A 13,735-nucleotide genomic window follows, 5' to 3' on the forward strand; every position below is an offset into this window, starting at 1 on the left:
TTTCCCTTGTGGCGCGGTGCCATCGCCGGATGCCAGCGGCCGAGGTTAAGGTCCGCGCCGCGCCACCCACCGCCGGCGTGCTTTAGACAAGAAAGCCGAATGGCCACCTGTTTTGCAGGCCGCGCCGCATCATCGAGCAAAAAAATTGACAGTCTCCTCTTAGTCAAATTATACTATTTAAAGCGCTGGTAGTGCCATAATTAGCCAATAAATCATGATTATTTTTATAAATTTTAGAATTTTCAACATGCGAAGCGGCCGTTCTTTCCGCTTGCTATCCCTATTTTGCGCGCAGGATGTTGCCTGGGCAGCTAGCCTACCCACCCGTTACCAGGCTCCTCCTCCGCAAGCACCTTGCTACCCCTACCCCAGTCACTCGCTTCTAAATTGCACTTTCGCGCCGCCAGCCGCCAGCCGTTGCGTTGGCTGGGCTGGCGCGTGAGCTGGCTGCGGGCAGCCTTGGTTACGGCCCTGACCGTGCGCCTGTCGGGGCTGGGCCGGCTACTGGCGCTGGCGGTGCTGCTGGGGCCACTCAGCCTCTATTGCTACGTGGCTGGCACGCGGGCCGCGCACCAGCCTACCGAGTGGATGCGCACGGGCGGCAACGCCTTGCACCTGGGCCAGGAGCTGCGACTCTCCGCCATTGACCCAGCCAATGCGCGGGCGGGCGGGCAGCCTGGCGCACGCGCGGCCGGCTCCTACCCCATCGCGGCGCTCTCTTTAGAGCCTTCCACTTCCTGCCCCACGCTGCCGCGCCTCGTGACGGCGCTGGCCGAGCAGCAACGCCTGCCGCTGCTTAGCTGGACGGTGGCCGTGGGTTCGGGCCGGCGCCGGGCCTATTGGCATAGTTTGGCCGTTCAGCTCAAGCGGGTGCCGGGCCCGGTGTTGCTGCGCCCGCTGCTGGATGCGCCAACGGCCGCGGCCTACCGCCGCGACTGGCGCTACATGGTGGACGAGCTAACGCAAGCCGGGGTCGAAAATGCCATCTGGGTCTGGACGCCCACGGCGGCCGACTCCACCTTTCAGCGCTTTCCGGGCCCGGCTTACGCTAGCTGGCTGGCTAACCCGCTGGTCTCCCGTGACAATGCCCTCAGCTACCCGGCCCTGCGCGCGCGGGCGGCGCGGGCCCTACCCCTCCCCCAACTGCCAGTGCTGCTGCTGGCACCTTGCCCAAGCGGCAGCCCCCTGCGGGCCGCGCAGCGCCTGGCCCAGGCTTACCCGCGGGTAAAAGCCATCGTTTTTGATGCCACTGCCCGCCAGAGCCTGCTCACCGCCAGCCTCACGCCGCCCCAAAACCAACTGTAATAGCTTCCTGGGGTTTTGCTACTTATGGTGGTGGCTTTAGCTGAAGCTATTTAACTCTATTTTGGCAAGTACAAACTACTGCTTTCAACGGCTATCAGTACAAGTGTTTTCACCGCAGAAGACGCAGCGGGCTTCGCGGAAGAGTCGCAGAGGTCGTTCTTCTGCGACTCTTCCGCGAAGCCCGCTGCGTCTTCTGCGGTGAAAACACGTTAACCTACCAAAGTGGAGTTAAGAAGTAAAAAATATTCGACAGTCATTGCGAGCTTGCCAAGGAATCTCGCGTGCGTCGTTGAACGATACTCAAACGGCCCGAGCGAGATTTCTCGGCAAGCTCGCAATGACCGTCGAATATTTTTTTACTACTTAAAATAATTTCATCAAAAATTCACATAATTAACTGACAGTAAATTTTTTATAAAGCCCACGGCCCGGCAGTACTACCCATATGGCGCGGCCGGGCCGTTGATTTTGCTGCTGTTCGGCCAGGCAACTAGCCTATATTCTCGCTACTACGTGCTTACTTGAGGCTGGCTAACACTGCCAGTATACTCATGAAATACGTATTATTCTTGCTGCTGTGGTGTCCGCAGCTGGCAACAGCCCAGCTGGCCGACACGTTTGCCGACGGCGACTTCACCAAAAACCCGGCCTGGACCGGCGACGTAGGCAGCTTCGTGGTGGCCAGCCAGGTGCTGCGCAGCAACGGCCCGGCCACCACGGGCACCCGGCTGCAGCTCGTGACGCCCTGCCAGGCCAGCACCGGCACCATCTGGGAGTTTTGGGCCAATCTCAAGCTGGCCACCTCGGCCAGCAACCTGGCCGACGTGTGGCTGCTGGCCTCGCGGCCCGACCTCAAAAGCGCGGCCACCAAGGGCTATTTCGTGCGCCTGGGCGGCACCGACGACGAGGTGAGTCTCTTCCGCAAAGACTCGGCCCGCAGCCCGGTGCTGGTGATTGATGGGCTGAACGGCACGCTCAAATCAACTACCAACAACCTCGTGCGGGTACGCGTAACGCGCTCGTTGCAAGGCCGGTGGACGCTGACCCGCGACCTCACTGGCGGCCGCAATTTCGTGGCCGAAATCCCTACCCCCCTCGACAACACCCACCAGCGCGGCAGCGTGGTGGGCGTGTCGCTGCTGTATTCATCGGCCAATAGCAAGAACTTTTACTTCGATGATTTCCTGGTGACCGACGCCACCGCGCCGCTGCTGCTGCGCGCCACGGCCGTGGACAGCCGCACGCTCGATGTGGTGTTTAACGAAGCCGTGGACGCCGCCTCGGCCACCGACCCCGGCCGCTACCGGCTGGCCACGGGGGTAGGGCCGGCCACGGCGGCCGGGTCGGCTGGCAATCCGGCCGTGGTACGGTTGACTTTCACGCAGGATTTTTTGGGTGCTAATGTGCTGGAAGTGCGGCAGTTGGCCGACCTCTACGGCAACGTGGCGGCGGGGCCACTCACGGCGGCGTTTGGCGGGGTGCCGGTGGCACCGGGGGTAGGCGAGCTGCTCATTACCGAGATTATGGCCGATGAAACGCCGGTGGTGGGTTTGCCGGCTTCGGAGTTTATCGAGCTATTCAACAACACCGCTAAAACGCTGAGCCTGCGCGGCGTGCGCCTGCTGAAGCCGGGCAGCCCGGCCGCCGTGCTGCCCGACACGGCCCAGCTGCTGCCCGGCCAGTACGCCGTGGTGTGCGGCAGCACGCGCGCGGCGCAGTTCGCGCAGTATGGTAAAGTGTACGGCGTCAGCAACTTCCCTTCGCTCACCAACGCCGGCGACCAGCTGGTGTTGCGCGGGCGCACCGGCCCTACCCTCTTCGAAATAACTTATGCTGACACCTGGTACCGCGACCTGCGCAAGCGGGCCGGCGGCTGGACCCTCGAAATGCGCGACCCGGCCAACTACTGCGGCGGGGCCGACAACTGGCAGGCCAGCCAGGACCCCAGCGGCGGCACGCCCGGCCGCCGCAACAGCGTGGCCGCCCCCAACCCCGACCGCACGCCGCCTACCCTGCTGCGCGCCATCGCCCTCACGCCCAACACTATCCGGCTCTATTTTGGCGAAAAGCTGGACAGCGCGGCGGCGGCCAGCGCGGCGCTTTATGCGTTGCGAGGCAGCACCGGCCCTACCCCCACTATTAGCCGCGCCGCGCCCGTGGGGCCTGATTTTCGAGCCGTGGACCTGGCCGTGAGCCCGGCTCTGCTGCCCAGCCAGCCGCTGACCGTGGCCGTGGCCCGCGCCACCGACTGCACCGGCAATGCCAGCGGCGCGCTGGCCGCGGCCGGCGTGGCCCTGCCCGAGCCCGCTCAGCCCGGCGACGTGGTGGTGAACGAGGTGCTGTTCAACCACGCCACGGGCGGCGTGTACTTCGTGGAAATTCTTAACCGCTCGCTGCGCTACGTCAATTTGCAAGGCTATCAGCTTGGTGCTCAGAAGGCCAGCGGTGGCGGCGCGGCCATCATCAGCCCCGGCGCGCCCTACGTGCTGGCCCCCGGCCAACTGGTGGCGCTGACTTCGGACGCGGGCATTTTGCAGGCGCAGTATCTCACCAGTAGTGACCCGGCGGCGCTGCTGGCCGTGGCCGGCTTTCCGGCCCTGAATAACAGCGCGGGCTCGGTGTATCTCTACAATTCAACCAGCGCGGAGCTGGACCATTATGATTATGATAAAACCCAGCAGCTTAGCTTACTAAGTACTCAGGCGGGCGTGTCGCTGGAGCGCATTCGAGCGCAGGGGCCGAGCGCGGCCAGCAACTTCCATTCGGCGGCCGGCACGGTGGGCTACGCCACGCCCGGCCGGCCCAACTCGCAGGCCCAGGATGCGGTGGGCAACGGCCAGGAGCTGAGCATGGTACCCGAGCTATTCACGCCCGACGACGATGGCCAGCAGGACTTTACCACTCTCAATTACCAGCTCGACCAGCCCGGCTACGTGGGCTCCGTGACGGTGTACGACGCCCTGGGCCAGCTCACGCGCCGCCTGCTGCGCAACGAGAGCCTGCCCATCAGCGGCTTCGTGCAGTGGGACGGCCTGGATGAGCACGGCCGCAAGGCCGCCGTGGGCTACTACATCGTGCACATCGAGCTGTTTCGGCCCAGCGGCGGCGAGCGCCGCGAGTACCGGAAAACGGTGGTGGTGGGCGCGCGGCTCTAAGTTCCGGTTTTAATGCTGCGGGGCGGGCTTTTTCATTAGTTATAATTTCAGACTTATGACACATCAAATCTCAGACTAACAAGCATTTATCTCTTAATCAGGCACTGAATTGATGTCAGACCAATTGACATTCTCAGTTGCTACCAAGTCAGGTAATTCTTTGCTTTGCCGATAATATTTGGCTGCCTTTTAGCCAGCAAGCCGACTACTGAATCTGAGTTAGGTAGTTTCCGGCTGTTACCGCAACAGCACGCGGGGGCTTTTATACTTAAAAAAAACCGTAAAAACCAACTTCGTTTTTAAAGACGAAATATTTCCATTACATTTAACTTAAGAACTTCTGGTAATAGACCACTACTTCTCAACGCAGCAGTGTTAAAGCGTATTTCTGAGTAAAAAGTAAGCGGCTAGCTAGTTGGTTTGATGTATCATCTTCCACTTTTTCACTATGAAGATTACGTTACTTTTTCTGCTACTCCTGCTAGGGCTGGGTAGCACGCTAGGGTGGGGACAAACGCCAGCCGCTGACGTAGGTAATCCGTTGAAGGAGCTACGAGCCGCGTTGAGCGGGCTTGACCCCGGCCGCATTCCTACGGGGGTGTTGCTCGACCGGACGATGATTTTCACCAATCCGCACCGGTTCGCGGGTCAGGGCGATACGACTATCAGCTATCGTGGGTTTGAACAACAATACTGGGAGTTTTACCATGCCGCGCTTGACAGTAGCCAACTGCTCACCCTGGATGCGTTGCGGAGCCGAACCACGCAGAAAATGCAGCAGGGCGTAGTACCCCTACTCATGTTGCAGTACCAGTACAATGAGTTTTTGACCACGGCGGCCCATGACCAGCTTATCACTATTGATTCGACTAACGAGCGGGTGTACGATGGGCCGAATTTTAGCCGCAGTCCCTACAGTACGGGGCAGTTATTTTCGGTGGTGCTACCCGCTCCTACTACACAGACTACTTTATCCGTGTATGTGGGCCCGGATTATTGGCTGGGCAATACGGCAGCACCCAGTGGCCTGCAAATAGACTTTGGCGATGGGCTGGGCACCCGTTACGTGAGCATGGGTAGCACCGTACAAGTGCAGGTGGCTAACTTGGCCGCCCGGACGACCGGCGGCGGGCAGCTAATAAAGGTAACCAATCCGGCTACCGGACTAAGTGGAGCCACTACCTTACAAACGCTGGCACTGGCCACTATTCCGCCTGATGTAGCCCTGGGGGTACTCGCCAGCCGAAGCTGGCCCGGTTTTACGCCAACCAGGGGCGTTTACGGGCCGAACGGGCGCGCCACCGCGATTGCTTGGATAAAGTACGCGGACAGTAACCGCGCTTTGCCCGATGGAACTCACCGGCTGCGCCGCCCGCTGGTTTTTGTGGAGGGTATTGATTTTGAACCCGCTCGCGGTGGCAATGACCACTCCGGGGCCGGGACCTATGTAAATTATAATGTAGACCACACTGGTCCGATTAGTCTGACAGAATTTACATCGGGCGCTATTGCCCAGCGTGGCGGCTACCGCAACGGCTCGGCGGGCTGGAACGAGATGGTAGACTACAACTCGGACTACCGCAGCCTGGAGAAATTTCCTGACCTGCGGATGCAGCTGCAAGCTTCCCGCACCCAAAGCTTTCCGAATGGCGGCACGGGTGGCGACTACGATATTATCTACTTCGACTTTTCGGATGGGGCCACGCTGATTCAGCAGAATGCGATGGCGCTGGTAGAGCTGCTCCAATGGGTTAACCAGCCGGCCAACCGCACCGCCGACGCGGAGGAAACCGTAGTGGTGGCGGCCAGCATGGGCGGGCAGGTAGCCCGCTTCGCGTTGGCCTGGATGGAGCAGCAGGGCCTGTGCCACAATAGCAAACTCTATGTCTCATTTGACTCGCCGCACCGCGGGGCCAACGTGCCGCTGGGCCTGCAATACCTATTTGACCGGCTGCAAGCTGTGCTGATTGGGTCGGCCGGGGCGCAGGGAGTCGTGCAGAACCAGCTCCTGCGCGAAGCAACCATGCAAATGGTGCTGTTCCACTTTGCTGATGCCGCGACCAGCTACCGCAACCAGTGGCAAGCCTGGCAGGCGTCGCCGGGCAGCTATCCCTCGCTGCTGCGCAAGGTGGCCATTGCCAATGGCAGCGGGCAGGCGGTGCTACAACTAGGTATGTACCCAGGGATGCAACTAACGCATACCGTTGGGCTTAAAGCGGGCCTGGGAGCCGGCCTCAACTACGCCAACGCGCTGCCGGGCACCAGCAGCCGGGGGCACGACAACGTGGTGTTTCGCTACCTGCGGCCATTCGCGCTAACCGGTAACTGGCACTATAGCTACGCCAACCCTGGCTGGAGCTACTTCGACACCGCCCCCGGCTCCAGCGAGCGCACAGTGGCCGACGCGCACGACCAGTCCGGCTCACTGGCCATCGACTGGCCTACCAATACCTTCATGGCTACTGTTAGCTCCCTTGACATTCAGGATGCCGGCTCCTACAACAGCCCGAATCTGGGATACGATGCAAGGCAAATTGCCAATGATAAACCTAACCGCGCCAAGTACGCTTTCGATGCCTATTTTGCAGCGGGTAGTGTCAACGAGCCGCACGTCCAGATTACCAACGGGCAGCCGACGGCCTACAACTACAACACGTCGTACTACACCGACAACAGCACCTGGATTCAGAATGAGCTGCGCGAGTCGGCGCACCTGATGCCCGCCGTGCTGACAGTCACCTACAACTACGGCAGCCCCTACCGGCACCTGCTGCCCTCGGTGCAGGTGAACGGCGGCGGGCAGCTCTACTTCAACAATGGTAGCCTGCCCGTGAGCGGTGGCACGTCGGCTACTCAGGGTGCCCCGCCGCAAGGCAACTTTGAGGTATACACCTCTAATTGCCCGACCGTGGTGCAGGTAAACAGCGGCGGGCAAGTGAGTGTGGGCGTGAGCACCAGCTACACGGCCGCGCTGCAAATCTCGGCCAACAGCCTGCTCGATTTGCGCACCGGGGGCCAGACCACCGTGAATGCCGGCTCGGTGCTGCACATCGCGGCGGGGGGCACACTGGTGGTGCGCCAGGGCACCACGCTCACGGTGGCCGGGCAACTCATCGTGGATGCCGGGGCCTACCTGTGCCTGGAAAACGGGCAGAGCATCGCCACTACCGGCGCGGGTCAGGTCAGCATCAGCTCCAGCGCCTACCGCTACGCCAATCCGGCGCTGGGCCTGAGTGGGCTAAGCTGCCAGCCGGGCACGTGCCCGAGCAGCGTCCGCCTGTTGGCGCAGTGCCGGCCCGTGACGGTACCCGGCGGCTGCTCCACTACGTCGGTCGTCACGGCCAGCGGCAGCAGCCTGGGCGTGGACTACCGCTGGACGGTAGATGGCGTGGCGGTAGCCTCGGCCAACGGCCAGGCCAGCATCTCGGTCTTCACGTCGCAGTCCTCCAACCGGCACACGGTGAGCGTGCAGGTCAGTAGCACCTGCCCCGGCGGCTCCCCCGTTACGGCCAGCGCGGTGGTCGGATGCAGCTTTCCCGACTGCGGTCCTCGCCCTCACGGCGCGGTGGCCATGTACCCCAACCCGGCTACCAGCAGCGTGGATTTCAGTACGCAGCCCGACAACGCCGCGCCGGCCAGCAACGCCGCAATGACCAGCATGGCCGCCATGACCAGCACGGCCGCGAACGAACCCACCGAGTACGAGGTGAGCCTCTACGATGGGCAAGGCGCGCTGCGCTGGCAGGGTAGCTCGCGGGCGGGCCGCCTGCGCCTGGACAGCAGCCGCCTGCCGCGGGGCCTCTATGGCGTGGTCATCACCCAGGGCAAAACCATCAGCCGGCAAAATCTGAGTCTGGAATAGTCTAATCACCGGGCGCTGGCAACGCGAGAAGCGCCTGCCAGCGCCCGGCTCATTCCTTTTATCAACCAACTTATTATCATGAAAAACCGACTTATCCTCCTGCTAATCAGCACCTGCTTCTTGGCCAGTTGCCACTCCACGAACCCCACGACGGGCACGACGACGGTAAGCGGGCAGGTGGTGCAGTACCAGACAACTAAAGGCGTGCCCAACGCCACGGTGCAGGTCTACCACGCCAGCAGTGGCGGCGGCTACGTGCCGGTGGGCAGCGGCTACCCCGCCGATGCTACCGGCCACTTCGCCTTTGCCTTCGCGGCCGACAGCAAAACCGGCTACCTGCTACTGGCTAACGCCCCGCCCGGCTACTCCACCGATTGGGCCCTGGCTCCTAGTTTAACGGCCGGACGCAGCAATGACAATATTATCATCCCCACCTACGCCCCCGCCTGGGTTAAGCTTCAACTCGTAGATGAACCGCCGAAGAGTCGAGTAGTGATTCACACGCAAGGGTATGACGGACCTGGTGACACCTTCTATTATCCTCGCGATACAGCTGTGGTCAGACCATTATTGACTGGGTTTAAGTCCGCAGTATTTTGGTGGGTTAGGGAACAAGGCACTGAACAACCATATTCCCAGAAGATTAACCCTGCAGCTTTAGATACGGTTATAGTTCGCATTCCCTTTTAATACTGTGCGCAACCTGTCATTATTTTTATTTAGCACCTGCTTCTTGGCCAGTTGCCACTCCACGAACCCCACGACGGGCACGACGACGGTAAGCGGGCAGGTGGTGCAGTACCAGACAACCAAGGGCGTACCCAACGCCACGGTGCAGGTCTACCACGCCAGCAGTGGCGGCGGCTACGTGCCAGTGGGCAGCGGCTACCCCGCCGATGCCACTGGCCACTTCGCATTTGCCTTCGCGGCTGACAGCAAAACTGGCTACCTCGTGCGAGCCGATGCCCCGCCCGGCTACTCCACCGATTGGGCCCTGGCCCCGCTACTCACCGCCGGGCGTAGCAATGACAATATCATCATCCCCACCTACGCCCCCGCCTGGGTTAAGCTTCAACTCGTCAATACTTCACACAAGAAACGATACTCGTTAATTATTCAAGGCTATTCGGGCTCCGGTGAGCTTATCTATAATCCCAAAGATACCACGCTGGTTCGCCCTCTCTTAGCCAACCTCAAAACAACTATCTCTTGGGGCATTGTAGACCAAGCAACCGGCGCTTTATCTCAAGACTATCAGTATGTGCAGCCTAATGCCCTAGATACGGTCACAGTCCGCATTCCTTTTTAGCAAATGCGTCTACCTACTTGCTTGCTCGTCTTGCTCTTAGCTTCCTGCCACGCCACGGACCCAACGACGGGCACTACCACGGTGAGCGGGCAGGTGGTGCAGTACCAAACCACTAAGGGCGTACCCAATGCCATAGTGCAAGTCTACCACGCCAGCTCCGGCGGGGGCTACCTGCCCGTGGGCAGCGGCTACCCCGCCGATGCCACTGGCCACTTCACTTTCAACTTTGACGCTGACAGCAAGACCGGCTATCTGCTACTAGCTAACGCCCCGCCCGGCTACTCTACCGATTGGGCCTTAGCTCCCAGCTTAACGGCCGGACGCAAAAACGAGGGCCTTGTCATTCCTACCTACGCTCCAACTTGGCTTAAGCTCCGTCTTATTAATACTTCACATAAGAAACAGTATTCTATTTCTATTCAAGGCTATGCTGGTGCAGCAATAGGAGGGCAAGGTGATTTCTTTTATGACCCCAGAGACACCACCTTGATACGAACAACGCAAGCAATCTACTACCCAACAAGCGTCTCCTGGTTCATAACTGGACGAGATGGTAGTACATCGCAAAATTACCAGTCTATTAATCCTGGCCCCCTGGATACAACAACCGTGCGCATTCCCTTTTAGCTATGCGCAGACTACTATTTATAGCCCTGCTCAACGCTTGGCTCTTAGCTTCCTGCCACCCCACGGACCCGACGACGGGCACCACCACGGTGAGTGGGCAGGTGGTACAGTACCAAACGACTAAGAGCCTATCAATAGTTGTGTAGCGTTGGTTACCGCCACTCTGTAATTTCTGCTCAGTTGGGGTAGTGTTTTCAGGTTAATGCACAGTTTTTATTCAGCTGGCTCCCCCTCTTCCGCTTGAAAATAGGGCTGGGGAATAAGGCAAACCGTTGCGCGTAAACCGCCCAGAAGACTGCTTTACCTCACCACTCCCTGAATTCCAGCTGCTTATTCACGTAGTCAATAGTAGTACGATACTGGCTGAGCAGCGGGTAGCCGACCAGGCCCTGCAAGCGGGCGCGGCGCGGGTTTTGGTTGAGGTGAGAAATGTCGGCGAACACGGTTTGCTGGTGGTGGAACACCAGCGGGCCGGCCAGGCGCACGGCGCGAAGCTCGCCGCTGACCACGGGGCGGCTGGCGGCATCAGCCCCGCTCACGCGGCTGGTGGCGGGCTGGCTCAGCTGCGGGGCCAGGGCGGCGGCGTATTGCTGGTCGAGCAGGTTAGTTTGGGCCCCGCAGTCCACGCCCACGGCGAAGGTCTGGCCGGCCACCGTGAGCGCCACCACGGGCAGGTGGCCGGCCAGCGTGAAGGGCACTCGCATGAGCGGCGCGGGCGCGGCGGGCGCGTCAGTGCCCGGCTGCCGCAGCTGCACCAGTCCGCCGCGGTAGTCGAGGGTAAGGGCATACTGGCTGAACACGTTGTAGCCGATGATGCCCAGCAGCGGCGCGCTCCCCAGCCGGCCTTCGAGGCTGGCGAGGTCGAGGGTGGGCACTTCTTTGTTTTGGAAGCTGATACCCTGCCAGTTGAAACTTTGGGTGACGTGGTACGACGCGCCGGCCATGCGCCCGTTCACGCCCTGCCCACTGCTCGCGGCTGGCGGGGCTTCGGGGGCCGGGGCCGGAAACTCGCGCTGATTGAGCACCAGCGTTGGCGCGCCCGAATCGAGCAGGAACGCGCCGCGCCGGCCGTCTATTTCAGCGTCCACCAGGATGAGGCCGTGCACCAACCGCAGGGAGGCATCTACGCTGGGGGGCGTAGTAAAATCCTGCGGACCAAGGGTATTGATTAGTTTGCGAACGCCGGGCGGCGGTAGGTTCAGCTCGGCAAACTGGCCGGCGGGCGTCAGCACGAATGAATATTCCTGCTCGGCCCCGCGCTGAGCAATGGCGCACACGTAGCGCGTGTTGGCCCCGGCCGGCTCCTGGCGCACCACGCGCAGGCCCTCGACCGGCCCAAACTGCGGCACGAGCTGCGCCAGTATCCGCGCCGTGTAGGCGGGTGGCAGGCTGCCCACGCGGGTTTCGGAAGTCAGGTAGGGTTGCAGCGGAGCCACGGAGCCGCTATCGAGGGCCACCACCAGCTGGTCGAGGGCGGGAATACCAGTGGCCGGCTGCGCCCCGGCGGCCCCAGCGGCGGCCAGCAATAAGAGCACCACAGTTAGCAAACGACGCATAAAACAGCTGCGAAAGAATTATTTTCTGACGTTACGCAGTGCGCAGTAGCGCGATTTTTGTAAATCGCGTCCCCGCGCCGTTACAGCCATTCTAACGGCGCGGGGACGCGATTTACAAAAATCGCGCTACTGCGCACTGCGGCGCTTTTAACGCAGGAACCGCGTAACAGCAGTTATTCCCCCCAGCTATCAACGCTTGGCTGACGTGCCAGTTGCGCGGGCGCTTATTAAACCCTACCCCCCGCCCGCCGTCCAACCACCATGAACACCCAGCAACAGCTCCAGCATTTGTATTGGCGGGCCGGCTTTGGGCCGCGCCCGCAAGACGTGGCCGCCGGCCTCAGCCCCGGCAAGGCCCTGCGCCAGCTGTTGCACGAGGCCCGCGCCTACAAGCCCATTCCCAGCGCCTCAATGGCCGCTTTCCAGGACCCAATGGGCGCGGTGATGGCCGTGCCGGCCGGCGCGCCTACCCCCCCGCCGGGCAGCATGGCGGCGGGGCCGGCCGCCGCGCCGCCCGCGCCCGCCAGCTCGGCCCAGCCGGGCACCGCCGACCCGGCCAGCCCTACCCCCCCCCTAGCGGCCGTGGAGGCACTGCGGCCGCGCGCCATGCTGGCCCCGCGCCGCCAGGGCCTGCCCCAACTGCGCCGCGCCGACCTCACGCCCGAGCAGCGCAAGGCGCAGAATATGGGCATTCGGGACGCTTTTATGGGGATGAGCACGGCTTGGATGGAACGAATGGCGACCTCGCCGGCCCAGCTGCGCGAGAAGGTGGCGCTGTTCTGGCACGGGCATTTTGCCTGCCGCACGCGCCGGCCCGACGACTCGCTGGCGCTGCTCAATACCATTCGGGAAAAGGCGCTGGGCAAATTCCCGGACCTGCTGCTGGCCGTGAGCCAGGAGCCGGCCATGCTGCAATTTCTTAATAATCAGCAAAATCGCAAGGAGCACCCCAACGAAAACTTCGCCCGCGAGGTGATGGAGTTGTTCACGCTGGGCCGGGGAAATTATACCGAGAATGATGTGAAAGAGGCCGCCCGCGCCTTCACCGGCTGGGGCTACGACGGGCAGAGCCGGTTCGTGTTTCGGGAGCGGCAGCACGATGCGGGCAGCAAAACCCTGCTGGGCCAGACCGGCAATTTTGGCGGGGCCGACGCGTTGCGCATCATCATGCAACAGCCAGCGGCGAGCACGTTTTTGGTGACGAAAATGTACCGCTTTTTCGTGAATGACGTGCCCGACCCGGCCCACATCGCGCCGCTGGCCGTGGCTTTCCAAAAAAGTGGCTACGACGTGAGCGACCTGCTGGAGCGGCTGTTTTCGGCCGACTGGTTCTACGCGCCGGCCAACACGGGCAGCCTCATCAAGTCGCCGGTGGCGCTGGTGGCGGGCCTGCGCCGCACGCTTAACCTGAGAATTGACAACGACAAGCAGCTGCTGGGCTACCAGAAAGCGTTGGGCCAGACGCTGTTCATGCCGCCCAACGTGGCCGGCTGGCCGGGGGGTAGGGCCTGGATTGACTCGTCGTCGCTGCTGCTACGCTTGCAGCTGCCGAGCATTCTGTTCAAAAACGCCGAGTTCGCGGTGCGCCTCAAAGACGACGAAAACGACATCACGCCCCAAACTACGGGCAAGGAGCGGCTCGTCAAAAACACCCAAACCACGCACCTGCCGCTGCTGCCCGTGCAACAGCTGCTGGGCGCCGCGCCGCCTGAACAACAGCCGCAACTGCTGGCTAACTTCCTGTTGCAAACCTCCTTGCGCGCCGAAAACCTGGCCCTGGTGCAGCAAGCCGCCGCTAAGGCCGCGACGCCCGAGGACCGCCTGAAGAATACGCTGGTGAGTTTGTTGAGCCTACCGGAATATCAGCTGGCGTAGGGGCGTTTGTCATTGCCTCGCCTGTCATTGCTTCGCAGGCTCGCAA

General features: G+C 61.7%; 8 protein-coding genes. 7 read left to right on the forward strand and 1 reads right to left on the reverse strand.

All coding sequences use genetic code 11. The annotated features are described in order from the left end of the window. Nucleotides 1–387 precede the first annotated feature (387 nt). From A0257_11115 to A0257_11140, 6 genes are all read left to right on the forward strand, one after another. Nucleotides 388–1,305 carry a hypothetical protein gene (locus tag A0257_11115; protein ID AMR27591.1) on the forward strand — a complete coding sequence of 306 codons (918 nt, stop codon included), beginning with the start codon at nucleotides 388–390 and terminating at the stop codon, nucleotides 1,303–1,305. A gap of 551 nt (nucleotides 1,306–1,856) precedes the next feature. Further along, nucleotides 1,857–4,460, forward strand: coding sequence for a hypothetical protein (locus A0257_11120; protein AMR27592.1), 2,604 nt, complete (start codon nucleotides 1,857–1,859; stop codon nucleotides 4,458–4,460). A 616-nt stretch (nucleotides 4,461–5,076) separates the two neighbouring features. Further along, nucleotides 5,077–8,322 (forward strand): hypothetical protein, encoded by a 3,246-nt coding sequence (locus A0257_11125; GenBank protein ID AMR27593.1) that lies wholly within the window; start codon nucleotides 5,077–5,079, stop codon nucleotides 8,320–8,322. 78 nt (nucleotides 8,323–8,400) lie between these two features. Then, complete coding sequence (locus tag A0257_11130) at nucleotides 8,401–9,012, forward strand: hypothetical protein (protein ID AMR27594.1); 612 nt, start codon at nucleotides 8,401–8,403, stop codon at nucleotides 9,010–9,012. A 43-nt stretch (nucleotides 9,013–9,055) separates the two neighbouring features. Next, entirely contained in the window at nucleotides 9,056–9,631 is a 576-nt protein-coding gene (locus A0257_11135) for a hypothetical protein (protein ID AMR27595.1), read from the forward strand. A 21-nt stretch (nucleotides 9,632–9,652) separates the two neighbouring features. Next, nucleotides 9,653–10,258, forward strand: a complete 606-nt coding sequence (locus tag A0257_11140) for a hypothetical protein (protein AMR27596.1) — start codon at nucleotides 9,653–9,655, stop codon at nucleotides 10,256–10,258. Between the two features lie 305 nt (nucleotides 10,259–10,563). Here A0257_11140 and A0257_11145 read toward each other — a convergent pair whose 3' ends face one another. Next, nucleotides 10,564–11,796 carry a hypothetical protein gene (locus A0257_11145; protein ID AMR27597.1) on the reverse strand — a complete coding sequence of 411 codons (1,233 nt, stop codon included), beginning with the start codon at nucleotides 11,794–11,796 and terminating at the stop codon, nucleotides 10,564–10,566. 279 nt (nucleotides 11,797–12,075) lie between these two features. Between A0257_11145 and A0257_11150 the strand changes: the two genes are divergently transcribed. After that, on the forward strand, nucleotides 12,076–13,689 hold the full coding sequence (locus A0257_11150) for a hypothetical protein (GenBank protein AMR27598.1): 1,614 nt from the start codon (nucleotides 12,076–12,078) through the stop codon (nucleotides 13,687–13,689). Nucleotides 13,690–13,735 lie beyond the last annotated feature (46 nt).

The sequence above is a fragment of the Hymenobacter psoromatis genome, assembly GCA_001596155.1.
GTDB lineage: Bacteria > Bacteroidota > Bacteroidia > Cytophagales > Hymenobacteraceae > Hymenobacter.

Bases quoted from the DNA above. Each gene is read 5' to 3' on its own strand.
- A0257_11130 (AMR27594.1), top strand. From the start codon at position 8,401: ATGAAAAACCGACTTATCCTCCTGCTAATCAGCACCTGCTTCTTGGCC.
- A0257_11125 (AMR27593.1), top strand. From the start codon at position 5,077: ATGATTTTCACCAATCCGCACCGGTTCGCGGGTCAGGGCGATACGACT.
- A0257_11120 (AMR27592.1), top strand. From the start codon at position 1,857: ATGAAATACGTATTATTCTTGCTGCTGTGGTGTCCGCAGCTGGCAACA.
- A0257_11150 (AMR27598.1), top strand. From the start codon at position 12,076: ATGAACACCCAGCAACAGCTCCAGCATTTGTATTGGCGGGCCGGCTTT.